The sequence below is a fragment of the Candidatus Neomarinimicrobiota bacterium genome, from assembly GCA_030743815.1.
In the GTDB taxonomy this organism is placed as follows: domain Bacteria; phylum Fidelibacterota; class Marinisomatia; order Marinisomatales; family S15-B10; genus UBA2146.
Map to the genome: position 1 here is coordinate 1 of JASLRT010000060.1, position 25494 is coordinate 25494.

At 50.0% G+C, this 25494-nt stretch carries 21 protein-coding genes; 7 read left to right on the top strand and 14 right to left on the bottom strand.

The window, feature by feature from the left end; all coding sequences use genetic code 11:
- The coding region (locus QF669_04815; protein ID MDP6456760.1) for an aminotransferase class V-fold PLP-dependent enzyme at window positions 1-857 on the bottom strand (857 nt) is incomplete at its 3' end.
- 142 nt (window positions 858-999) lie between these two features.
- Here QF669_04815 and QF669_04820 point away from each other — a divergent pair.
- Both QF669_04820 and speB read left to right on the top strand, forming a co-directional pair.
- The gene (locus QF669_04820; protein MDP6456761.1) at window positions 1000-1131 is read left to right on the top strand and encodes a hypothetical protein; all 132 of its coding nucleotides are present in this window, start codon (window positions 1000-1002) and stop codon (window positions 1129-1131) included.
- Between the two features lie 11 nt (window positions 1132-1142).
- Window positions 1143-1973, top strand: a complete 831-nt coding sequence (speB, locus tag QF669_04825) for an agmatinase (GenBank protein MDP6456762.1) — start codon at window positions 1143-1145, stop codon at window positions 1971-1973.
- A 177-nt stretch (window positions 1974-2150) separates the two neighbouring features.
- On the opposite strand, the gene QF669_04830 is transcribed toward speB, so the two are convergent.
- The 4 genes from QF669_04830 to QF669_04845 form a co-directional block, all read right to left on the bottom strand.
- On the bottom strand, window positions 2151-2843 hold the full coding sequence (locus QF669_04830; protein ID MDP6456763.1) for a CoA pyrophosphatase: 693 nt from the start codon (window positions 2841-2843) through the stop codon (window positions 2151-2153).
- Window positions 2816-4573, bottom strand: coding sequence for a DUF885 domain-containing protein (locus QF669_04835; protein MDP6456764.1), 1758 nt, complete (start codon window positions 4571-4573; stop codon window positions 2816-2818). The genes QF669_04830 and QF669_04835 overlap by 28 nt, the downstream gene beginning before the upstream one ends.
- A gap of 215 nt (window positions 4574-4788) precedes the next feature.
- On the bottom strand, window positions 4789-5871 hold the full coding sequence (locus tag QF669_04840) for a hypothetical protein (protein MDP6456765.1): 1083 nt from the start codon (window positions 5869-5871) through the stop codon (window positions 4789-4791).
- 254 nt (window positions 5872-6125) lie between these two features.
- Window positions 6126-7370, bottom strand: a complete 1245-nt coding sequence (locus tag QF669_04845) for a CaiB/BaiF CoA-transferase family protein (protein MDP6456766.1) — start codon at window positions 7368-7370, stop codon at window positions 6126-6128.
- 406 nt (window positions 7371-7776) lie between these two features.
- Here QF669_04845 and QF669_04850 point away from each other — a divergent pair, with 406 nt between their 5' ends.
- From QF669_04850 to QF669_04870, 5 genes are all read left to right on the top strand, one after another.
- Complete coding sequence (locus tag QF669_04850) at window positions 7777-8673, top strand: hydroxymethylglutaryl-CoA lyase (protein ID MDP6456767.1); 897 nt, start codon at window positions 7777-7779, stop codon at window positions 8671-8673.
- Window positions 8673-9923, top strand: a complete 1251-nt coding sequence (locus tag QF669_04855; GenBank protein MDP6456768.1) for a 3-isopropylmalate dehydratase large subunit — start codon at window positions 8673-8675, stop codon at window positions 9921-9923. The genes QF669_04850 and QF669_04855 overlap by 1 nt, the downstream gene beginning before the upstream one ends.
- Window positions 9920-10414 (top strand): 3-isopropylmalate dehydratase small subunit, encoded by a 495-nt coding sequence (locus tag QF669_04860; protein ID MDP6456769.1) that lies wholly within the window; start codon window positions 9920-9922, stop codon window positions 10412-10414. Before QF669_04855 ends, QF669_04860 begins: the two co-directional genes overlap by 4 nt.
- A gap of 194 nt (window positions 10415-10608) precedes the next feature.
- Complete coding sequence (locus tag QF669_04865) at window positions 10609-12075, top strand: carbohydrate porin (protein MDP6456770.1); 1467 nt, start codon at window positions 10609-10611, stop codon at window positions 12073-12075.
- Between the two features lie 9 nt (window positions 12076-12084).
- Complete coding sequence (locus QF669_04870; GenBank protein ID MDP6456771.1) at window positions 12085-12411, top strand: cupin domain-containing protein; 327 nt, start codon at window positions 12085-12087, stop codon at window positions 12409-12411.
- 21 nt (window positions 12412-12432) lie between these two features.
- On the opposite strand, the gene QF669_04875 is transcribed toward QF669_04870, so the two are convergent.
- The 9 genes from QF669_04875 to QF669_04915 form a co-directional block, all read right to left on the bottom strand.
- The gene (locus tag QF669_04875) at window positions 12433-12816 is read right to left on the bottom strand and encodes a hypothetical protein (GenBank protein ID MDP6456772.1); all 384 of its coding nucleotides are present in this window, start codon (window positions 12814-12816) and stop codon (window positions 12433-12435) included.
- Window positions 12817-13031: 215 nt separating this feature from the next.
- Window positions 13032-14609, bottom strand: coding sequence for a tetratricopeptide repeat protein (locus QF669_04880; GenBank protein ID MDP6456773.1), 1578 nt, complete (start codon window positions 14607-14609; stop codon window positions 13032-13034).
- Window positions 14606-16270, bottom strand: a complete 1665-nt coding sequence (locus QF669_04885; protein MDP6456774.1) for a CRTAC1 family protein — start codon at window positions 16268-16270, stop codon at window positions 14606-14608. The genes QF669_04880 and QF669_04885 overlap by 4 nt, the downstream gene beginning before the upstream one ends.
- 74 nt (window positions 16271-16344) lie before the next feature.
- Entirely contained in the window at window positions 16345-17301 is a 957-nt protein-coding gene (locus tag QF669_04890; protein MDP6456775.1) for a PorV/PorQ family protein, read from the bottom strand.
- Between the two features lie 20 nt (window positions 17302-17321).
- On the bottom strand, window positions 17322-19070 hold the full coding sequence (locus tag QF669_04895) for a T9SS type A sorting domain-containing protein (GenBank protein MDP6456776.1): 1749 nt from the start codon (window positions 19068-19070) through the stop codon (window positions 17322-17324).
- 331 nt (window positions 19071-19401) lie between these two features.
- Window positions 19402-22239 (bottom strand): TonB-dependent receptor, encoded by a 2838-nt coding sequence (locus QF669_04900; protein ID MDP6456777.1) that lies wholly within the window; start codon window positions 22237-22239, stop codon window positions 19402-19404.
- Between the two features lie 267 nt (window positions 22240-22506).
- Complete coding sequence (locus QF669_04905; protein MDP6456778.1) at window positions 22507-23676, bottom strand: saccharopine dehydrogenase C-terminal domain-containing protein; 1170 nt, start codon at window positions 23674-23676, stop codon at window positions 22507-22509.
- A gap of 15 nt (window positions 23677-23691) precedes the next feature.
- A complete protein-coding gene (locus QF669_04910; GenBank protein ID MDP6456779.1) occupies window positions 23692-25101 on the bottom strand; it encodes a Na+/H+ antiporter NhaC family protein in 1410 nt (469 codons plus the stop codon).
- A 53-nt stretch (window positions 25102-25154) separates the two neighbouring features.
- On the bottom strand, window positions 25155-25454 hold the full coding sequence (locus QF669_04915; protein ID MDP6456780.1) for a hypothetical protein: 300 nt from the start codon (window positions 25452-25454) through the stop codon (window positions 25155-25157).
- Window positions 25455-25494 lie beyond the last annotated feature (40 nt).

Here is a 25494-nt window from a genome sequence, read left to right on the forward strand (position 1 = left end):
TCCGCTATCTTGTCTCTGCGGACGTAGAGCATGCCGGTCCCGATGGGGGCGCAGAGCCACTTGTGGAGGCTTGTGGCGTAGTAGTCGCAGTCGAGATCGGCATGGGTGAAATCGAAATGAGCGAATGTATGGGCGCCGTCCACAATGACTGGAATATCTCTCCTCCTCGCCATCTGAACCACCTTCTTAACGGGCAGTATCTGCCCCGTCAGGTTGATCATGTGACACATGAGGATGAGTTTAGTCTTCGGTGTAATGTTTTGCTCAAACAGCCTGATGATCTCATTGTCATCCTCTGCCGGGACAGGGATAACGAACTGTTTCATGACGATACCGTTCCGGCATTCCCGCTGCTTGAAGGTGTTGATCATCCGACCGTAGTCCTGCGTGGTGGTGAGGACTTCGTCTCCTTCTTCGAGGTCGAACCCGTTCTGGCTGATCTGAAGTCCTTCCGACGCGTTCCGTGTGAGGGCTATTTCCTCAGCATCACAGCCGAAGAAGCGTGCCAGGCGTTTTCTCACCGGTTCCCGCTGCGGCTCCAGAATCTTCCACATGGAGTAAACCGGTGCGGTATTGGAATAGTCGAGGTACCTCTTCATGGCTTCCTGCACCACAGACGGCGCTGGACTGACGCCGCCGTTGTTGAGGTTCACCAGACTCCGGTCGGCGGTGTAAGCCTGCTGTATCTCGAACCAGAACGATTCGTCCCGGGCAATATCCTCCGGGCGGCCTCTCATCCCGGCCACTGCCCCCAGAGCTCTGCTCATCCCTGCTGGATTGAGCATAGCGACTGTCCATGCCGCGGCGGCCGGTTTCATGACGGCGCCGAGGAATTCTCTTCGGTCTACTTGTCTCATACTATTCCCCTTGTATAGCAAATATCTCTCCAAAAATACCGTACCGTCTTACCAAAGTCAAGCCGCTTAATGAAGTGAAAAATAGGAATTGAAAAGTGAATATACTCTCTTTAACTTTGCGCCTCTTCCGTGGAAAGGACTCATGAGCTACAATCGAATTCAGCAGAAACTTCAGTCAGGTATTCCTGTTCTTCTCGATGGCGGCATCGATGCGGAAGTTCTGGCGGATGCCGGCGCCGACTTCATCTTCCTCCTGAAGCAGTCTTTCGCCTGAGTCCATAAACGGTGCTCCGTCAGGATCAGGCAGACCAAACTCTCAGCAGAGGCGACCTAGCCTTGCTTGGAATTCCTTTCGATGAAAACTCCTCTTTCATGCGGGGATCGGCCGAGGCCCCTGGCAGAATCCGTGATGCTCTCTTCTCCGGCGCCTCCAACCTGTGTACTGAATCGGGACACGATCTCAGTATCGACACGCGCTTTCACGATGCCGGAGATGTTCATCTCTCTACCCCACAATCTGCCTTTCAGAATATTGAACAGGCCGTCACATCTCTGACCGAAAAGGGCGTCCATATTCTCGCCCTCGGCGGAGACCATTCCATCACCTATCCCGTGGTGAAAGCCACCGCCCGCGTTCATCCTCCATTCTCTATCCTGCATCTTGACGCACATCCCGACCTCTACGACGAATACGACGGCAACCGCTACTCACACGCATCCCCCTTCGCCCGCATCATGGAAGAGGGGCTTGTGCAGCGGCTGGTGCAGGTGGGCATCAGAACAGCAAATCCCCATCAGAGGGAACAGGCGGAGCGGTTCGGCGTGGAGATTATTGAAATGAAGGATTGGAGACCGAAAATGACCTTTGAGTTTGACGGCCCGCTCTATGTGTCATTGGACATGGATGTCCTCGATCCCGCCTTTGCTCCGGGCGTCTCCCATCACGAGCCGGGCGGTCTCTCCACCCGCGACGTTATCACAATTATTCAATCGCTTAATCAGCCTATCATCGGCGCAGAGATTGTCGAGGTCAATCCGCGGCGCGACTACGAAGGCATCACCGCTATGACGGCGGCAAAATTAGCGAAGGAGCTGGCGGCGAAGATTCTCCATTGAGTACTGTTTTCAATTAATCAGCGGGCCTTCTACTAACGTGTAAGGCTGACATTGTGGATCGAGGTCAGGAGACCTCCACCGATCCCTCGTAGAAAGGCGCATCGTGTGTCCTGACACTCTACCCTCAGAGGATGACGACGGACAGTAAGGCGAAAACAAGATTGGCGGAAAAACGTCTCATGGAGAAACTTCCTTTCCCGGTTCTTTCTGAACTGACAGGTTATTCATTGTCCTCTGTACTACTTCACGGAATTCACTGAGCATGGCCGCCGTGGCGCCCCACACCTTCAGATGGTCAAAACGAAAGTAGGGAACTTCCATCTGAAGACCTCTGATTTGCCTCACCTCTCTCTGAATGCAGTCTTCATCCACTAGTTGATCCACAGAGGCAAAATGGACGGAACCAACCTCCGTAGGATCAGGCCGGAGATACGGCTCTTCCTTAGTGACTGCCACAAAGGGGTGCACACGGAAGCCGCTTACCGGAATAAAAAGGGGCGTCAGTTCCCCCAGCATAGACACGCTGCCTACATCTATCCCCAACTCCTCTTCGGCTTCCCGCAGGGCTGTTTCTCGCAGTGACTCGTCTCCCTCGTGTGCCCCGCCAGGCAGCGATATCTGCCCCTGGTGATGCTCTACCTCAGATGATCTTTCAGTAAGAATGAAGAACCAGCTGTCGTGGCGCGGAAAGAGAACAACAAGTACGGCGGCGGGGATTGCCTCTTCTTCAGACCGCCCCTGCGGCGGAACATAGCGCGGATAGGGCGCCATCTTTATTTGAGCTTCCATTCCAGGCAGCTCGGCGTGGAGTTGTTCCTTCAACTGTTCTATGAACGGTTCCATCACCTCGACCGTCTGGTCTCGACCCACGATCTCACCTGCTCATCCAATACGTCGAGGGGCACGGCACCGTTGCCGAGGACTACATCGTGAAACTCACGTACATCAAAATCTTGCGCCAGAATTTCTTCAGAATACCGCCGCAACTCCTTAATCTTGAGTTCTCCCATCTTATAAGCAAGTGCCTGCCCCGGCCACGAGATGTAACGGTCCGTTTCCGTCCTAACCTCATGAAGCGGTAGCGCCGTGTTCGAAGCAAGGAAATCCATAGCCTCATCTCTGCTCCACCCCATTGCATGCATTCCCGTATCCACAACCAGTCTGCATGCGCGCCACATCTCATAGGTGAGCCGCCCGAAATTGCTGTACGGATCGGTATAGAAGCCCGCCTCCAGCCCGAGCCACTCACAATAAAGTCCCCACCCTTCGCCAAAAGCCGACAGGTAGGAAAAGCGCCGGAAGTTGGGTAGGTCTTCTAATTCCCGGGCGATGGCGTTCTGCAAATGATGTCCCGGCACTGCCTCGTGAAGGGTTAGCGCCTCGAGGTTGTAGAGCGGGCGACTTTCAAGGGCGTATGTGTTCACCCAGTAGTATCCGGGCTCTGTCGTCCCCTCGGACGGCCCCACGTATCGACCGGTGGTGTATTTCGGCGCAATGTGCTCAGGCACCGGCGCTACGCCGTATGGGAGACGGGGCAGATGTCCGAAAAGGGAAGGGAGCATAGCGTCCATCCGCTTGGCAATATAAGAAGCCTCTTTCAAAAGATCCTCTGGCGTTTCGGCATAGAACTGGGGATCGGTGCGGAGAAATGTCAGGAAATCAGCAAAGCTCCCTTCGAAGCCCACGTTCGCTATAACATCCGTCATTTCTGCGTGGATTCTCTCTACCTCCTGAAGACCAATCCGGTGAATCTCTGCCGATGCAAGATCGAGTGTTGTATAGTGCTTCACCTGCTGTTCATAGTAAGCCTGGCCGTTGGGAAGCTCCGAGGCGCCGATAGTCTGCCGCGCGTTGGGGACATATTCGCCCACAAAGAACTCGAGAAAGGTTCGGTATCCCTCCACCGCCGATTCCATGATAGCCGTCTCTCCTTCCACCCGAAGCCGTTCTTGATGTTCCACCGGCACCGCCACGGGGAATGTCTCAAACGGCTCGTAGAAAACACTCTCCTTCGGTTCGTCCACCACATGTGTCTCGATGGTGACCTCATAGCCGTCCAACACCACTTTTGCTACCGTCATCCCGGTTTCAATCCCCTCCCGCATAAGGGCTATATGTTCATTTATGTATCTGGGAATGGCGCGGAGGCGTGAGATGTAATTGTCGTAATCCTTCACCGTGGTGAGAGGAACCCTTTTCGCCAGGCGCGCCAGCCCCGTGTGAAAGCCTGAATCGGCGTTGAGAGGCATCAGGTAACTCTTAAACTCGTAGCCAGCAAGTCGATCCACAACGGTGCGCTTGAAAATACGGTAGTTGATCTGATCACTGTTGCTGAGAGATTCGAAATCAATCTGATTCAATCTGTCCAGTGTAGCTTTCCAGTAACGTCGCCGGCGAAGCAGGTCTTCAGGTGTAACAGATGAAAGACGATCACCATATGTGTGCACACCGACAGATGTAGCAAAGAGCGGATTCTCCTGCAGCTGGAACTGCCATACCTCATCAAATATGGTGTGCAATTCAGTCGCGGCATTCTTCTGGGCACAACCTGTAATCAGTACAGAAAAAAGAAGTGCGAAAATGGGTCTGTATGCAGACATGTCGTTACCCCCCTTTTTCAGGTTGTGCGGAAATTTAACAGTCTCTACCTCAAGAGGCGAAACTATAGTTTGGCACGCGTTAAGAACAGTGTAAGATATTTAAATGCAGTCTTTAATCCTCTGAGCAGAATCATATGGCAGTCCATAACGAATAGTTGACGAACTGTTGAACGGATTCGGAGCTTCAGGCAAGAAATGGCGCCGATCATCGGAGGCTATTCCATAAGAGAACCGATGTCCATGAGATAGAGCTTCAGGGAGCGATCGCCCGGTTTGTTTCCCCGGCTGGAAGAGAACATGAGCGTCTTACCATCAGGAGACATCACCGGAAAGCCGTCGAACGCATCGTTCTGAGTCACACGCGTCTGGCGGCCCGTTTCGATATTCATTAAATAGATTTCAAAGTTGTGCGGAGGCAGCACCTTTACGAAGACAAAGTGCTTCCCATCAGGCGCCGGGTGAGGAGCCCAGTTGGTGCCGTCATCAAACGTGATCTGCCGCCTGTCCGTTCCATCGTGCTTGATAGTATAGATAGTCATGGGCTTGGCGCGGCTCTCATCATGCTCCCGCAGCCACGCACGATAGAGAATCGTCTCACTGTCGGGCATATAGAATGAACCGCCCTCCTGCCACTCATCAGTGAATGTAATCTGGTGTTCCCCCGATCCATCCGACCGCATCTTCCACAGATCCAGCTTGCCATCGATCTGCCGCGTGAACAGAATCCACTGTCCATTTGGAGAAACGGAAACTTCAGCATCATAAGTGAGATTGTTGGTGAGGCGAACCACATTAGAACCGTCCAGATCGCTGGTGTAAAGTTCAGCTCCCTGTGGATAAATCGTCGGCACCGACCAGTCTCCCACCGGCAGATCGGGATAGTCCCGCGTAGAGGTCCAAATGAGCTTGTCACCGCTGGGGTAGTAATATGAGCAGGCATCGTGTCCTTTTACGTTGATGCGTTTCACGTCCGAGCCATCGATATTTGCGGTATAGACGTGGTGCACTTCATCATCTGGCTGCACCTTTGCGTTGCAGATAAAACTCTTGCCGTCTGGCGAAAAGTAGGCTTCAGCCGCTGATGGCAGGTTTGGGATCAGTGACACTGGGAGTTCCTCTCCTTCCGAGGGAGCTCGGCTGACGGCCACTGGTTGTCTCGCCGCGTAACCAGCATCCACGTCCTCAACCTCTTTCGGCAAGGGAGCGGGCTGACCCGCACAGCCACTGATGCTTAGGCTCAATAATAAGATGCACAACAGTGAAACAATCTCAATAAACGCTATACGGTTTCTTGTCATTATCTCTCTCCCGTCTGAGTTAATTGTTCATCTTAGAATTGTATCTCGAGAGAAATCTGTGAGGTTTTGCCAAAAGGACCTAGAGGTTTGATCGCATAATCAACAATTGTTTCGCCCAGTGACCCAAGATTGAGCCTACGTCGTTGTGAACGGTTTTTACCGCATTCTCAGTGTTATAGCGATTGTTGCCATTAAAGGTCAGACAATGCAACTCAGGTTAAGTGCCAGAACTGGAAGAATTACGATTCTCTTGGTTATGAGGTGTCTTTCTTTCGAGTTGAGACTGTTCTTTCCGGATTGGTGTCCTCGGCAGATGAGACAATCCCGTCTAGTTCCAACTTGGTGATGGAGTTGTGATCGTAGCCGAGCGTTTCAAGAATCTCTCGCGTATGCATTCCCACATCCTTAGGTGGGTCGCTGTGCAGGGTGAGATCACACGCCCCATATTCGATAGGTGTTCGCGGCATCTTGGTTTGTGTACCATCAGGAAAGGTCGTCTTCAGAAGTCCGGCGCCTTGATTTAGTTGTGGATCATCAAAGAGATCTTCCGGACGGGCAATGGGCGCAAACGGGATGTCTGCCTCCCGGCATTTTGTGATCACCTCTTCTTTGGCCAGTCCGCTGATCATTTTCTGCAGTTCAGGCAAGAGCCGATCACGTTCGCTGATGCGATCGTTGTTGGTTGTCAAACGTTCGTCTTCGAATAAGTCACTCCTTTCGAACTGTTGGCAGAACCGTTCCCAGTGCTTATCGCTGATTAGTCCGATGAATACCTTTTCATCGTCTGCTGTATCGAAGATTCGGTAGACGGCCCAAGCACTTATCCTGGCTGGCATAGGCGGTACGGGCTCATCGGAAAGTGAGGCGTACGCCATGTGCTGCCCCATCAGAAAAGTACACGATTCAAACAGGGCGCTTCTTAAGAATTTCCCTTCACCGGTTCGTTGTCTCTCATAGAGGGCGGTTAGAATACCAATTACGGCGAACATACCGCCAGTAATATCGATAACAGAAGCACCCGCCCTTGTTGGTTGTCCCGGCATGCCTGTCATGTACGCCAGGCCTCCCATCATCTGGACTACTTCATCCATGGCGTGTCTCTTTTCATAGGGACCTTTTAGGAATCCCTTAAGGGAGGCGTAGATAAGCTTTGAATTCTGTTTCTTCATCTCCTCATAGCCAAACCCTAAGCGGTCCATGGTTCCGGGTCCGAAATTCTCAATCAGAACATCGGCTGTGCGCACAAGTGCGTTAACAATCTCATGGCCTTCATCAGTCTTGATATTGACGGCCAGGCTTTTCTTGTTTCGATTGTAGAATGGGTAGTATCCTATGCCGAACCCCCGCAGGCGGCGCGTGGGATCGCCATCCTTCGGCTCTACTCGTATTACTTCTGCTCCGAGATCTGCTAGAATAAGACCGCAGGAGGGGCCCATGACGGCATGGGTGAATTCGATAACCTTGATATTTTCCAAGGGAAGATGAGTAGGTAAATTCATTTGTTTTCCTTTAATAATTGCCACAGAAGTCTATTCCGAATCCTGATTTCGGAGATAGGTTCCTTGATATTGCATCCTACTGATCAAACCTAAGAAGTTACAATGTTAATTCACACAAATAATCCTGCAATTGAGGCCATAGACGGTAACAATAGTTGGTTGATTTCTCAAAACTCCTCAGTCTTATCCTCTTCGGGATTTTTCTACGAGTAGAGAAGAAATCAGTAAAACTTACTCTGATCAATGATTTGTGATAAATTCTCTTCTGAAGTTTCTCGACATTAGTAAAGCTGGTGGAGTCACTAGCAATTTGAAAAACGGTGAAATCAATGCACTTTGAAACAAGTTCTATGGTTGTTCTCAGATCACCCCATTCAATCCAAGGCAGTAAATTAGCCAACGCTCCATGGCTTTCCCTGAATCTGTAGTCTTAACAGAAGTTGGCCTCCGCGACGGCTTGCAGAGCGTTGATTCTGTGATTCCTACGCAAAAGAAAGTGGAGATTATCAATGAACTGATCAATACCGGACTGAAGCAGATTCAGGTTACATCCTTTGTTCATCCCAAGTGGGTGCCCCAGATGGCGGATGCCGAGGATGTCTGTGCCTCTCTCTCGCCGGGCGATGGGGTGATCTATAGCGGCCTTGTCCTGAATGCCAAAGGTGTAGAGCGGGCGGCGGCAGCCGGCTTGAAAAGAGTGGAAGCGTCCATTTCCACTAGCGATACTCACAGCAGAAAGAATGCTAATATGGGACTGGATGAAGCGGTGGGACATCTGGAGACGATGATTCGTCTCGTCCAAGAAGAGGGGGTGGAAGCCCGGGGTGGACTGCAGTCTGTCTGGGGGTGTGTCTATGAGGGAATACCGCCGGACGAACAGATTGTTGATATGGCCAAGACGGTTATCGACATGGGAGTGGTTGCGCTGTCACTGGCTGATTCAACGGGAATGGGTAATCCGGTGGCTATAAAGAGATTGCTGGAGAAAATCCTCCCGTTGTGTAACGGCGTGCCCGTGGTGCTTCATCTCCATGATACCAGAGGTCTGGGGCTGGCAAACGTTATCGCCGCCATGGAGATGGGTGTAAACCAGTTTGATACAGCGTTTGGCGGTCTGGGGGGATGTCCTTTTATTGAGGGAGCCACGGGCAATATTGCCACGGAGGATACAGTGAACATGCTGGACAAGATGGGAGTTGATTGCGGCGTAAGTGTAGAGAAGGTAGCGGCTGTTTCAAAAGCGTTGGAAGAAACTATCGGATCTGACTACTTTTCAGGAAAGCTGTATAAGCTGGTGAATTGATGGGTCAGACGATCGTAGAAAAGATTCTCTCCAATCACGCAGGTACTGAGGTGAGTGCGGGAGACCTGGCCATTGTCGATGTCGACATGGCGATGGCGACAGACACCACGGCGCCTCTTGCCATCCAGGCTTTTCAGAAGATGAATGGAAAGAAGCCGTGGGATCCAGAGAAGATGGTATTTGTGATTGATCACGCCGCGCCGGCCCCCAACGAACGGATAGCTAATCTTCATAAGATGATCCGCCAGTTTGCCAACGAGACTGGCTCCATTCTTTATGATGTGGGTTCGGGAATATGCCATCAGTTGATGATTGATCAGGGACACGTGAAACCGGGCAATCTGGTGATCGGCGCCGACTCCCACTCAGTCACCTACGGCGCGTTGGGAGCGTTCTCAACAGGCGTTGGTTCTACCGATCTGGCAGCAGTCATGTTGACGGGGAAAACGTGGCTGAAAGTGCCGGAGACGATACGGATTGAGCTAAACGGGAAGATGAACCCCGGGGTCGGGGCAAAGGATATCATTCTTGCCGTTGTTGGCAAGCTTACCATGAGCGGGGCCAGCTATAAGTCGCTTGAGTACACTGGAACGGCTGTGGAAGGTCTGTCACTTGGTGAAAGGATGACGATTGCCAATATGGCTATCGAAATGGGAGGTAAGTCTGGCACTATTAAGACATCAGGGTTACAGCTGGATGACGCTTTTGATCCTATCGAGGCGGATGCCGATGCCCGATATGTGGAACAGCACGAAATTGACGTATCTGCTCTCCGGCCCAAGGTGAGCATTCCTTCATCCCCGGACAATGTCCACGATATCGATGAAGTCTTAGGTGAAAAAATAGATGTGGCTTTCATTGGAACGTGTACGAACGGAAGGCTTGAGGACCTACACATTACGGCGTCAATTCTGAAAGGGAAGAAACTAGCATCGGGAGTGAGAATGATTGTCATCCCGGCCTCGCGCACCGTGCTGAATGCAGCCATGGCAGACGGGACACTGAATATCCTGTCTGAGGCAGGTGCCACCTTTATCCCCCCTGGCTGTGGCGCCTGTGTAGGAACCCACATGGGCGTTCCAGCCGACGCGGAAACAGTTTTATCCACAGCCAACCGGAATTTCCCAGGGCGGATGGGTAACCGAAATGCACAGATATATCTCGCCTCTCCGGCTACGGTGGCCGTATCAGCCCTACAAGGTAAAATCACCGATCCTTTTGACTTTATCGAAGAGAATATCAAACCATGATCGGCAAGGTTCATCTTTACGAGATAGATAATATTGATACGGACCGGATCATTCCGGGCAAATATACAAAAACCTTGGATACGGGATCGCTGGCTGAACACTGCTTGGAGGATCTGGACCCGGACTTCTCACAAAAAGTTCAGCAGGGTGATATCTTGGTGGCCGGAGAAAATTTCGGCTGCGGTTCGTCTCGGGAACAGGCCCCTATTGCACTTAAGGTGTCGGGCATTGCTGCGGTGATCGCTCGATCTTTTGCTCGTCTCTTCTATCGAAATGCCATAAATATCGGATTGCCCATCTTAGAGATTTCTGATCATGATATTGCTGATGGCGAGAAACTAGACGTCGATCTACAGACAGGGACTGTAAAGAATACCAACACTGGGAAAGAATATCAATCAGCTGCAATGCCGCAAGTGATGATCGATATTCTAAACGACGGCGGGCTGGTCGCTTATTTAAGCAAACGTGGAACTTATAACGTTTTCTAACATTAATCGGAAATCCCAACCGGTCAGAACATAGTACAGTTCATCCAGTCTGATAAGGGCTTCTTAGTATTCTTATTTACAAGAAAAAGGGTTACTATTCCATAATAAAGTTGTTGCGCGATTAGAGGAGATATTCTAATTATTGTTATAACGAATAAGTCTCATTTACAATAAGATAATCCAGAGAGGAGCATATGTATTACTGGAAACTACGGGCAACTTTGATTGGAATTTTTTCCTGTCTTGCCACTTCCCTATTGGGTGACAGCACCTTTCATGCTCACCACATCTCCCGCATGGGCGCGACGGTTATCTATTTCGTTGTGTTTTTCTGCGCTGTGATCGGCTACATCTACACATGGAACAAGAAACACAAAGTTAACAGCGATTTAGAGGGTAGTCAGCGCGGATCTCGCAAGATGCTTCAGAGAATGGCTCGCTTCGCCATCCTGGCGACCACTCTGTCCGCTCCTATTGCCCAAGCAGGTGAGACGGAACAGGATGCCGCCGCTCTCAGCAAGAGCGATTTGCAGAGTGGCGGATTCAATCTCACGCTGAACTACACCAGTGAAACAATGGCAAACGTATCAGGCGGACTGAAGCGAGGCGCAATTCTAAGTGGGATGGGCAGTGTTGTTCTCGATTATGTTGCTCAGAAATCCAGTGGAGATCATCCTCGCCTCTCCCTTCGTGCCAGCGGTATGTTTCTCCACGGTGAAAGTCCAAGCGGAAAATACATTGGTGATGAACTGGCAGCGAGCAATATCGATGGCTATGACAGCATTCGTCTGTACGAGTTGTGGCTTCAACACTCCTTTTGGAACGGCCGCGGATCGTTGCGAATTGGCAGTTTACTGGCCGATGCCGAATTCGCTTTGACTGATCTTGGAGGTCTGTTCCTAAACAGCGCTTTTGGCTGGCCTACTTTCATTTCAGCCAACACGGTAAATACCGGCCCCGCATTCTTTGTTACAGCTCCGGGAATCCGGTTGCGCCTGCAACCCTCCAAATCGTGGTACCTTCAAGGAGCTGTCTACGATGGCGATTCATTCGACGATCCAACCGGTGACGGCCGCACCAGTGCTCACGGGATACATTGGCAAATCTCTTCCCAACAAGGATATTTCTCCATACTCGAGTTTGGACGAACGAACAGTCAAGATGCGCGCAATAATTCGATACTGAAACTGGGGGGATGGGCTCATTCGGCACAATTCACTGATAACCTGACAGGTACTCCACGTTACGGAAACTACGGTCTTTTCCTGGCTATGGAACGATCAGTCTGGAGAGGTGACCGCGAAGGTCAAGAATTGGGGATCTTCCTCCGCGGCGGACTGTCTCCACAAGATCGTAATCGGTATGAATTGGCCATAGACGGCGGGTTCAACTTTCTCGATCCGTTTGTGAGAGTGAAAGGCGATGTCATTGGTGCGGGAATCACTTTTGCAAAAATAAGTGAACATATTCACCAAGCGGAAGAGCAAGCCGATAAGCTGCCGCTTTCCGATTACGAGATGGTTCTCGAAGTTACCTGTCAGTTTTCAGCCAAACCGTGGTTGGTACTGCAACCGAATATGCAGTGGATCCGCCATCCGGGGAGTTCTAACGCGCTCTCGGATGCGCTCGTGCTGTCCATCCGATCTAACTTCACCTTTTAGGAGAGACTAATGAATTACTGTGATAAAGAAGCGCGGGAACGGAAGGAACTCGCTCCGGGCGTGAGCGCCAAGACGTTCTGGGGAGACAGGATGCTGATGGCCCATGTATTGCTTGCTCCCGGTTCTGAGGTACCGCTCCACAGCCACCCTCAGGAACAGTGCGGTATTGTATTAAAGGGAGAAATAGTGTTCGATATCAACGGTGAAGTGAGATCGCTCAAGGAGGATGACAGCTACCTCATTCCCAGTGGTGTGGAGCATGGCGCCAGAACCGGCGCTGTTTCAGCTGAAGTGCTGGATGTTTTCAGTCCGGTACGCGAAGACCTCAAATACTGACGGCCGCGCATTCAACCAAGATTAGCGCAAGCTCAAACCGACCACCACCCCTGTGATATAGGTGATCACCCAATAGATAAAAAGGTATTTGATGTACCGATGCAGCCATGGCATCACCACCGCCCCGCGGTTTTCACCAAGATAAGATTTCCAAGCTGCAACAACCAGAAAGATCATACCCACAAGTGCTGAATAGCCCATGATGCCGTGGACAGTAAACAGCGACTTGGTGGCGGCAACCGTCATGCCGATAATACCCCCCGCTTCCGCCACAAATCCAACAGTAAGGAATAGGAGGACGAACCCGTTGATTAGCCGGCTCTTCTGTTCTTTCACAACGGCGATACTGTAGCATACCAGCGCCAGCGTAACGGATATAAACCCAAAAATGACTGCCGGTTTCATTCTATAGCTCTTCTTTTTTGCCGTTTAGTATATCAGTGCTATAATTGTGACCTGCCGACTCCTGCAAAAGAAGGCGAGTTTAAGGTCTACCTGGGGAACATCAAAGCAGCTTATGGCCACATTGTCACCCAGAGAGTCAGCAGCCATCCATCGGGCTGATCCGAATCCATAGCCGTTCTTCGCATTAGTCAATGTTTTTGTCGCCTGACCATCTACTAATTCGAGTCAGGCCGCTCTATCTTTTCAGCCAGCCGGTTCAACTCCGATGCCGCTTCCTCGTCTCCCAGATACGCCGCCTGCCGCAGATATTCGGCGGCGTGGACAAGATTGCCGTGACGTTCATGAAGCGCCGCAAGTTGCCGGCGCATTTCGGTATCCATGGGATTGCCCGCCAAGCGCTTCTCTAAGCTGTCCCGTTCCTCTTCAAAATCTGCAATTTCTTTGAAGAGTAGGGCGTATATCTTCGCCGCCTCGCGGTCACCGAGACGCTTGTTAACTTCAGACAGATTGTAGAGCACTTCCGAAATCCTGGAATCGATGGAGTGGGCGCGGTTCAAGCTCTCCCTCGCGTCCGTCCACTTCTGCTGTCTCATCTGCGACTGCCCAAGGTGGAACCACATTTCAGCTTTCATGGAATCTAGTGCCACTGCTTTCCGCATGGTGTTCTCCGCCTCGTCTGGATTGTTCTGCGCCAGAGATACCATGCCGAGGAAGTGCAGCGTAGGGGCCGCCTCGCTGTTGAGTTCATACGCCCTCTGTAAAGATTCTTCAGCCTCATCAATTCTGGTAAGAGAATGGAGTGCGACACCTTTCTTATAGTGGGCAATCCATAATTCAGGCTCCATAAGTACCGCCTTGGTGTAGTTGCTCAGCGCCTCTTCGTAGCGGCTGCCGTCTTTATAAATGTCACCCATCTCTATATAGATGCGGGCGGCGTTCTGAGGTGCCTGAATCAGCCCCTCTTCAAGGATTGCTGCAGCATCATTTTCTCTTCTCAGGTTTAAGTAGATACGGCTCAGTGTAATGTAGAACTGTGCAACAGACGGACTCTGCCGCAAGGCGACCTTAACATGCTCCAGTGCCCGGCTGTAATTGCGCTGAATAAAATAGGCGTGACCGAGATCGTGGTGTACTTGCGGAAGGTCGGGCCGCTGTGCAATTACCCTCAGAAAGTATGGGATCGCCTCATCAGATCTGCCCATCTTCAGATGTGCCCGCCCCAGCCAGTACCAGCCGAAAAGGCTTTCAGGATCAATTTCTGTCGCTCTCGTCAACCACTCTACCGCATCTGCGTACCTTCCAAGACTCAAGGCGGCATCCCCTGCATTCCGGTACGCCAGTGCATAATGACTGTCTATCTGTGCCGCTTGCGTGAAATGACCGAGCGCCTCTTCCAGCATCCCTATCTGTTTGAGTACGCTGCCGAGATTGTTGTGCGCTTTGGGACTGTCGGGATCATAACGAATAGCACCTTCGTATGCTCTTCTGGCGCCCACCAAGTTTTCACCGTGATAATAGAGATTACCAAGCGAAAGCCATGTTTCTGGCTGATCTGGATCGATACTGAGGCTTCGGTTGTACGCATCTGCGGCAGTCAATGAATTTGCAGTCCTGTCGTGAGCGCTTGCCAGCCCAGCCCAAGCGGCAGCATTCTGAGGTTCCGCTTGGGTAACCTTTTCAAAGACCGCTGCTGCACGATTCAGTTGTCCCTTTTCCAGGAGACGGTATCCCTCTTCCAGCGTGACATTTTGCCCCGCCAAAAATCCCATGAGAACGACGGCCGTCCTGATCACTTTTGATAGTCGATCGTCCAGATCTCTCCCCCCGGCATAATATGGTAGTATCGGTTCGGCTCAATCTTTTCGAAACGATCAGCACCACCACCGGGCCACTGGACTGTAATCTCATTAACGACAGTATCCTCACCAAGCCCGAAGATAATCCGTTTATCGTTGGAGGCTAAATAGCTGGCAGCGGGATTCACTGTGGCGATCTGATTCCCGGAGGCACTCTTCACCCTCACCCTTGTCCCGATGGCGTCGCGGTTGAAGGTTCGCCCCTCCAGATGGAGACCAATCCAGTTGTTCTTCGGAGTACCTTCATTGATGAGCAGATTGGCGGCACCGTTGTTGTTGGAAATGATTACGTCCGGATCCCCGTCGTTGTCGATGTCGCCGAAAGCTGTCCCCCGGCCGACCGAGGGGACTAGGAGGTCGCCGCCAAGAGAGTCGGTCATATCGTTGAAAGTACCGTCGCCATCGTTCATGAACACCTTCTTCGGCTGGGCGTGGGTGTAGTCACGGTTAAAGTCCGAAATATTATCTATCACATGGCCGTTCGCCACGAAGATGTCGAGCCAGCCGTCCAAGTCCAGATCGACAAACCTGGTTCCAAATCCCAACAGGTCGAGACTTGCCTGACCTAAGCCGGCGCTGAAGGTGACGTCGGTGAAAAAGCCGTTCTTCTCATTCATATAGAGTGTGTTGGACTCACCGCTGAAGTTGGTGACAAACAGATCGAGCCAGCCGTCCCGGTTGTAATCTCCCCAGTCCACCCCCATGCCGGCCTCCGCTTGACCGTTCTCATTAAAGCCAACGCCCGAGAAGAGAGCATCTTCGGTGAATGTGCCCGTGCCATCGTTGATGAACATAAAATTCATCACCTTATCGTTCGCCACATAAATATCCATATCGCCGTCGTTGTCGTAGTCCGTCGGCACGACACCCAGCCCCTTGCCCCGCTCAGCCGCGATGCCGGCAACATTACTCATATCCGAAAAGGTTCCATCACCGTTATTGTGATAGAACAGATCGGGAATGCCTTCGAAGACGTCTGGATCACAGTACGCCCGCTTCCCGCTCACCCGTTCTCCACACCATGGATTGTTGTCCAGCGAGAATTCTACGTAATTGACCACATAGAGGTCGAGCCAGCCATCACTGTCTGCATCGAAAAAGGCGGCGCTGGCACTCCACAACGGATTGTCTATCCGCGCCGTACGGGTCACATCAGCGAAGGTGCCGTCGCCGTTATTGCGGAAGAGGATATCGGAGCCGAAGTTTGTCACATACAGATCAGTGTCACCGTCGTTATCATAATCAGCCGTGGCACACCCTATTCCGTACGACTTGTCCCCCAAGCCTGACTCCGCTGTGACATCGATCAAACTGTCACCGTCATTTCGGTACAATTTATTATAGAGGGGGGTATCTTTGTTCCACCCCGGCAGAGGAGCTCCTTGAAGAAAATAGATATCGAGATCACCGTCGTTATCATAATCGAAAAGGGCGCACCCTGAGCCCATGGTCTCCGGATAGAACTTTTCACCACTGCCGCCATGGTCATGGATGAAATCGAGATCTCGTTCGACGGCAACATCCTTAAAGGAGATCCTCTGTCCCGGCAGGACAGCAAGTAAGATTAGAATACTACAAACAACTGGTTGGACTCTCATAACAGAGAAATATACAAAAAAAGCCGCTCCTACGGGAACGGCTTTTAAGATTCGCTCAGCTAGCCGACGCAAATCTACATGGAGTACCCAATCGATATTCTCATGATAGGATCAAAGTTATCCATAATGGTATAACTCAGATCCAAGGCGATTCCCGCAACATTGACGCCAGCGCCAAAGGATAGTGGTGCTGTGTGATCAGAGTCTAGATTATAACTCCCCCTTAACTTTGCCATACCTGCAATGGCGAATTCACCACCTAAAGCAAACTGGGAAGCCAAATCAGCGAACTTAACCATATTAAGGACGCCCACAAGTCCCATCGATTCATCCCCCCAGACCTGACCTGCAAGTCCGAAGTCAAAATTCGTGGGTAACGAGAAGGCTCCATACTCCTCATCTGCATCTTGAGCATCAGCACCAAAATTAGAAATTGATGCTCCCATCTGAATGTTCTTATAACCAGTGGCGAATTGAAATCCGAGATCAAAACCCATAGCTGATACAGAGTAATCATCAATATTCTCGGACACCATTTTTACTGACCCACCAATTGAAAATTTGTCAGAAAGACCCCGACCGTAAGAAACACCGACAACATTATCATCAGCACCAAATGTTTCTGATCCTGCATCAAAAGCAGATGAACCATCAGAACTTAGAGTCCAGCCAACTCTGTTGAAACTACCGTAATCAAGAGAGTAATAAAACGCACCGACCGTCCCTCCCATGAGGGGCATAGCGAAGGCTGCATGCATTGCCTGACTTTCAGCAAGCCAACCGAAGCTGCCAGCCGATACACTGATACCACTGATGCTCGCCAAGCCCGCTGGATTAACAAATGCCGCTGAAGCATTACCAGTCATTGATGCATTACCGCCCAGAGAGGCGTCCCTTGCATCAACAGCAATATTCAGAAACTTGAAGCCTACAGATCCCCTCTTACTACTTCCAACATCTTTTTCATCCTGAGAATATGAATTGCTTAGCAGTAAGAAGACAATGCCAAAGACTAATTTTTGTTTATTCATGTTAATTTATCTCCTTATTTCTAGCGAATGATCGCCAGTTTTCCTGTCTGGTCACCAACAGACCAGAAGTAAACACCTGTTGCAACCTGTACTCCAGAATCAGAGATCAGATTCCAACTATAAGAGGTACCTGTTGCTTCTGTGCTATGCCAGACCAGATTTCCTGACGCATCATAAACATTTATTTCCTGATTATCAGTATTGATGAATCTGACGAAATAACCTAATGCACCTGCTGCACCAAAAAATGTCTCACTCACTTCAGTCTTCCATGGATTTGGAGCGACAAACACTGTCTCAGCTGATTTGGTAGAAGCTTCTTCAAAGGGGCCCCAAAATTGAAAAGAAGGTGGGGTCGTTGACTCAGTTCCCCAGCCTGAATTCCCACCATAATTCATGGTTGAATAGCTTTCGAGAGAAGGCACATCACCATGTACAAGATCTGACCCAGCCTCATCATAGGCGGCAACATAATACCAGTATGTCATGCCGTATGTAACATCAGCGTCATTATATGTGTAGACATCACCTCCATCAGAAAAATCATCTGCCGTGCCATCCTTAAGGAGTTTCCAGGGTCCCATCTCGCGAGGACCAAAAGGTGCACCTGGAAAATCAACGCTACCTCCTAAATCCGAGTCTATCATATCAGAGTCCAAATGATCCGCCATCGATGCCTGTGGAGCTGGCGCAGAACGATACACTCTGAATCCGGCAAAATCTGCCACCCCTTTATCCGGGTCCACAGCCCCTTTCTGGGCCGCAGTGTATGTCCAGAAAATATCAATTGTTTTATCTTCTTTGACCACAAAGTTAGCTGCATCCATACTTGGGGCGGGAGGAGGTTTTGGTAAATTGTAGTCCCATGCATACGCCTGCTTAGCATTCTTCGCTGCCTGTTGAGCGTTAACTAAGCCAGCGCCCGCCAGCACAGCATCCACTATAGTAACCGATTCTCCTGCAGCCACAGGCCATGGACCATAACCTTGAGAATAGCGCATATCCATGGGAGGTGGGTTTACGCCACGGCGATCCCCACCACTACTAAATACTGCTGTCGCAATATCATATCTTGATTTGGGTGTTTGTGGATCTTCGTCGCCAGTCCACCAGTAATGGGATATAAAATTTGCTGAGTCTGATGCCCATGTCTGGGTTTCACCAGTATGAGGATCAACAGGTGCGGGCGTTTCAATATAAGTTTGACCAACGCGAACGCCGCGGTAAGCGCGGTCTGGATCATCAACACCAAAATCATTGCCCCCTGTGGACTGATTGTCACCATCAAGCTCCATGGTTGTCATGGTAACCGCGTCATAGTCCACAATGTCATCAGCCCAGAAGTTAATTGTAAAACTTTCTGTATTCCAGCCACAGTCATGATCAGCCTTGGCTGCAAGGGTTAGATAGTCAATATCCGTGCCACAGTTATTTGTTATTGTGATCTCCTCAATGACGAAATCGTTAAAATCGTATTCACCAATGCGATAATACTCATTACTGGTTCCAGGATATGACCAAGATCGCCGATCAGCAGTGATTTCTACACAACCCTGATCCAGAGCCAAACCATCATCATCAGGAAAAGACCACTTTGTAGTACTCAACCAAGGTTCTTGCGAGTAGGTACTACCAGAGTTTTCCCATCCTTGTGACGTTGTTCCGGCCTGAGTACCCAGACTTAGAACATAATCACCGCTTGAACCTTCAACATAACTTGCTCCCACTTTCGCTACAATCCAATAACCTGCACGACAGTTGTAATTCAAGGCACTGGGTGAACCGTAGTATCCTCCTGGGTATACCCAACCGGGTACAGAAGCACCGCAGCTTTGATCACCCGTGTTTCCGTAGGAATCCCATCCCATCCAGAGCTGTCCGTTCGTATGGTAAACAAATGTTTGAGTAGCGCTCGCAGTTGCTGTTGCGCTGGATCGAGCTAGTGCTGACCGTACCCTGTTTTGATCCTTGTAAATACGGTTTGATTGTGCAACAAGCCACGAATCCCCAAACAAAATGAAGGACAAAAGCGTTAGTGCTATGATATTCTTCGCTGTGCTTCTTACCATTGATTAAGTCTCCTTTAGATGTCTTGTTTTCCTATAGCCCGATGGAAAATCCTAAGTGTATGATCATAGGTGCTCCGTAAGCAGCCAGATTGTTTCGCGGACCGGCAGCGTTCTGATAGTTACTTTCATTTTCATCAAAATAAGATGATGGATCAGCGATGGCTACAACATTTTCACGATTAAGCAAATTATCTACCTGAACAAAAACAGTTGGGCTGACAGGCCCCACAGCTAGCTTGGCATCTACTTTGAGCGTCACATCCAGTGTGGCCGGTGCTCTTTTATTAAATGCAAACTGCGCAGCCGCATAGGTTGAATAGGGCAGACCACTCTGATAATTAAACGACAGATTTGTTCCCAAGTTTAAGCCACCCATATTCATACGATAGTCGACATAGCCGTTAACAATATGAGGACGGCTGAAAGAGAGAGTATTCATATACATGATATTGGAACCCCACCCACCACGTGTTTCACTGAAACTTCCAGAACCCTGATTTACACGATCGGAGGAAGTGCCCTTAGCAACTGAAAACGTGTATGACGCTCTCCCAGTAAGAGCCCCAGATGATTTACTTAGTGAAGTTTCAAAACCTTTCACACTACCAAAATGTTTTGAGGTCTTACCAATATAATGTGCTCCTGTATAAGTAAATGGTCTATTATCGCCCATATAAGTTCCGGCATTGGTGTCAGTATGACCACCAATAGTGAATTCCTGCGCCGCCGTCAGGTTCGATATATCTTTATAAAAACCCGTTAGATCAAGCTTAAATCCAGGAATGGGAGCGTATTGCATTCCCATTTCATAGATAGTTGTTTCCTGAGGATCCAAGTCGGGATTGCCGATATAGACGAAATACCCGGACTCTGTCCCACCATCACCCTGGATTAGATAGTTTTCATACAAATCATAAAAGGTTGGCCGCTGGACAAAAGTACCATAGGCATAGCGAAAAGCAAGATTGTCACCCACAGGATGGGAAACACCAATCCTCGGGCTAAAAGTCGTTTTAGTAGTTGCAGCCTCGCGCTTTGACATATCAAAAGCTTCCGGCCCTTCAAACTTACCGTCACTCACATTGGGGTTAAATGTATCAAGTCTGAAACCTACATTTACCACCATGTCGCTGAACTCCATTCTGTCCTGTGCATAAAAACCTATATCGGACGGTTTTACATCCGGGATATCCTGATTCTGAATTAATGTCGCATCCTCCTCTACACCAACCGTTCTACCATACCAAACATCCACTCCGTCCCTGCGTACATTATAGAATGAACCGTTGAAACCTACTTTAAGCTGGTGTCGTGTATTAATTTGATTAACCCAAGAAGCATTTAAGTTTGTAGATGATTCTTGAAGGTTAAAATAGTGTCCGTACACATTTTCGCTGTCATACCAGGCATTTCCATAAGACGTGTCAAATCCTGTAGATGTATGAACAAATCCATCCGCATCTGCATTTGGATCATCAGGATCAAACACTGTCGAAAACGTCTCGTCAACACTGGTGATGACGGCCCATGTAGCTGTGTGATTAGGCTTTACCGAGTAGGTAGTATTGTCCGTCACATTAGGATTATCTACAAAGTCGACGAAATTACCGCTATTATCTTTAGCTCCATCTTCTTGCTTTCTAGTCAACTGATCAACATGAATATTGATATAAGAACTGGCAGATAGAGCATAATTGACGTTTACTCCGAATTGAAGATTATTTTCCTCAGTGCGAGGATATTGTCCCATGGCGTATTTCCAGTTGAACATCAATAGTTTCCCGGCATCCCCATCCACTTTCATAGGATCATACATTGGATCATAAGCTTTCTCACGGCTCAGCGTCATTAGCTCGGCGCTTACTTTCAAGTTTGTACCGACCTGATACACCAATTTACTGGTCAAATTAGTGTATGCATCATCTAAGCCGGGGAGACGCCCCGGATCATTATAGTTTCTGACAGACAGCATAAGACCCAAGGGCCCAGCACCATAGGAAGCCCCAAAGTCTAAAAGTGTAAATGGATCATCGCCGAATTCTGTTGCGCTAACTGTGCCAATGTTCGTCTTATCAGAATTAGCCAACTCATCAAACTCCGCATAATAACCAGCATTACCATCAGGCAGAAAATGATCTAACCCACCGGTACTCGTTCGATAGGCGATATCAGCGTGGAATCCTTCAGTGGGTTCCTTCAACACTACGTTGAAAACTCCTGACATAGCTTGGCCGTATTCTGCGTTAAAAGTCCCGGTAACCAGCTCCATTTCCTGTATGGAACTGGGGTTCAAGGGGATGGCATTCCCACTGAAAAGAGCATTATTGGTACTCGCACCATCAACAAGGTACGTCTCTTCACCTGCGCGACCACCTCGAAGGTGAAGTTCGCCTTCACCTACAGTGGCAACGCCCGGCAAAGTTGACACTGCATCCTGAACATCAGAAATACCTTGATTCACAAAAACATCAGCACTCACCACTTGCTTAGAAGATGTTAAGGTCTGTTCAATAGCAGGTTTTTGGGCCGTCACGGTCACGCCAGCCATCTCGAGAGCTTGGCTTGTGAGCCCGGCATTAATCGGTGTCGTTACATCAATGTTTACCGTAACACCCGTAGCCGTAAACTCGGCATAACCGATCATGGAGAACTTGAGATCATATGAACCCGGTGGCAGGTTAATGATAAAGTATTCCCCGTTCTCATCGGTGGAAGCACCGGCAGATGTCCCTTGAACGATAACATTACAGCCGATAAGCGCTTCGCCGGATTGTGAATCGGTTACACGACCCGCAATCTTTCCGGTCTGGCCGGCAAACGCAAGCGTCATGACACAAACAAATACAAGGATAGCTCTAAGGAACTTCATTCCACTTCTCCTTCAGTTTAGTTCAACAATTCGGATAAACTCGTACGCTGAAAAACATCGAAACTGCTCAGAATCACCCTCCTTAAGCAAATATTCAGCACCATCAATTTCGAGGAAAATGGGACTATTTGAATGAAATATCAAGAAAAATTTGATCCACGTCACAAAATTGTTTTTGAACCGAAGACGCGTATTCCCATTATGCTCAATAAGTTATAACAATTCTTATGATATGTTGTGCTCTTAATCTTTTTGGTGCAAATAGTGTCAATCTAACTCGATCCACTCGGTAGAGACGACAATGCCTCTCATCTTGAGCTCGTCTGCGAAACGATCATAAGGTATGTGGCACACGGGGGTGAGCAGACCGCAGCCGGTAATCTCGGAGCGACAGATCATTTGCGCCACAATGCTGGCTGTATATCCCACCGTTCTGCTCATAGCCGTAAACCCCGTCTGCAGATCTCGCTGATCTACGACATGCTGTAAGAGACGTCTCTGCTCTCCTCCCAGAGCACCGGACGTGTCCACACGCAGGATGGTCATGTCCCGTTCGTCAGGTCTAAGCTGAAGCTGGGGTTCCAACATCTGCCGCAGAAACTGGCGTGGAGAGAGAGGCTCGGCCAGCCACGAAATCGGCTTATCGTCCAGAAAGCCTAAGCCGCTCAGTTTCTTCCACAGACTGCTGTGCCCCGGCCAGCGTAAGCTATAGCGTCCCATAGAAAGGACTGTCTCCTCAATACCAAGGGTATCGGCAAACTGCACGGCATCCCCGTTAGGAATGGCTTCAAGCTCTCCCACATCAGGAATCTCCACGGTGTGAATCGATTCTTTATCGAAGATCCGCTCCGGTGCGATAATAACTGTATCCCCTTCTCGAAGTAGCTTTGCTTCTCTTGCATAAGAGTCCAGCACTCCTTCGAAACGCCATGTAATCTTGTACTGTAGCGGATTAGTGGCAGCGGCCTTCTCAGGAATACCACCGCCATAGCTCTTCATCTCGTTGACTTCATCAAACCGTCGCACGGCCTCTCCGCAGAGAACCAGATCAATCCCTGGATCCAAGCCGCACTCCGGCAACAGGATGACACCGTGCGCCTCTGCCAGAGCATGAAGACCGCTTACAGATTTGCCGTAATTGGTGTTAATGAAGTGAATTCCGCTCTCGATGGTAACCTCGGCCACAGGCTTGGCGAACTGCGGCGGAAGCATGTCTATCACCACATCGAATCCCGCTTCCATGAGTTCGGCGAGTTGCTCTCTCTGCGCGAGATCGGCCACTACTGTCTCTAACTTGCTCTTATCAGGGAACAGATTGCTATCCAACTCCGGCTCCAAACAATCTGCAACAACTACTTTTTCCACATCATTGCTACGTGCCAGATCGTGAAGAACGGCCTTCCCCTGCATACCGCAGCCTAATACTAACATTCTCATAGCGACTCCATTTACTTACAATCCGAAACCGATAATCAGGTAAAGTATAGCGGCAATCCCAGCCGCCAGCAATGTATACGGCAGCTGTGTCTTTACGTGATCGATATGATCACAGGCGCATCCTAGAGAAGAGAGAACCGTCGTGTCAGACAGGGGTGAACAGTGATCGCCAAAGACGCCGCCCCCGCTGACGGCGGCAAATGTACTGAAAACAAGCGGCCCCCACGCCTCGCCGTTGAACTGATACGCCAGCGGCACTGAGATGGGCACCATGATGGCATATGTCCCCCACGACGTTCCTGTGGCAAAGCTGATAAAACCACTGATAAAGAAGGTCATGACGGGCAGCAGCGCCGGAGAGAGCCACGCCTCTGTGACGCTCACAACATACTGGGCTGTCCCCATCTCCCTGCTCAGTGCATTGATACCATACGCCAGTGCGAGAATCAACACCGCAGGCATGACGCCTTTCACGCCGGCCAAGACCGCCTCCATGATTCCTCTAAGTCTGTCAACTCTCTGCAGCCAGAGGGTAATGCCGAGCACTGTCACGGCAAGCATGTAACTTTCGAGAACATCCGCAGATCCCTTAACTGTAAACGTAATCACATTGGTGCCAATGACAATTCCAATGGGAAGAATAAAGTTGAGAATGATGCTTGTTCTGTGAGAATCAGACGGTTCCAGTGTTGTCAACTCCTTCCCCATCATGGGGACAGCGCCGTCCCTGAGGACTTTACCTGTCTCTTCTGCTCGCCGCTCGGCCTTTTTCATGGGACCGAACTCAGGAATTATGCCCATTCCCAGCAGGGCCACTAGCACCACCGCCAGAAAACCGTAGAAATTATACGGGATACTCTCTATGAAAAGTTTTATGGCGGCATCCTTGTCTTCTATTCCTGCATGTCCTATTGTGAGGCCGCCCACATAGACAGCCCAGCTGGTAATAGGTATCAGCGACAGCAGAGGCGCAGCGGTGGAATCACAGATATAAGCGAGCTTTTCACGGGAGATACGGTACTTGTCTGTGATGTTGCGCATGACTGGCCCCACAAAAAGGGGCGTAAAATAGTCGCTGAAAAAGATGGTCAGTCCCAATCCCCAGCCGAGCATGTTGACCTGACGACGATTCTTTACCCACGAGCCGGCCTGCTGTGTAAACATTTTCACGGCACCGGAACGCTGAAGAAAGGCCACCAGCACGCCGATACACAGCTCAACGGCACAAATCCACATGAAATCTTCATTGCCCAGAGCGCGAACCAGAAATGACGGGAAACCGGCAATCCCTTCCCCCATGAGGAGCACTCCCGCCAGACAGGCAATCAAGAGACTGATGACCGCATCCCGCGTAATGAATGCCAGCACTACTGCCAGCAGCGGGGGAATAACCGATATCCAGGACAGTTCCATCTGTGGCGACATGTTCAACTGTTATTCAGTTTGTCTGTTTCTGTCTTATCCCACCCAAGTAGACGCTATTCCACGAGTCCGCACCAGCGTGCCAGGAAGAGAGCATAGACCTTGACGGTGTGGATGACACTTTCCACACTCACTCTCTTGTTAGCGCCGTGAATATTTTCCGCCTCGGGACCGTAGCAGGTGGCTTCTCCCCGCCCGTAGAAGTGAAACACTCTCAGCGCGGAACCTTCATTACCTAATGTGCTGGGTTCCGCAACGAGACGAGAGGTAAAGTCCAAGATTTCGTCAGTCAATCCGTGAACTGTTTCGAGAACGTGTTTTTCCTGATGCTTCATGGTAAGGTGTGATGAGAACATGCGAAGTTTTTCTGAGCATTGTCAAGGATTAGTTTTAGTT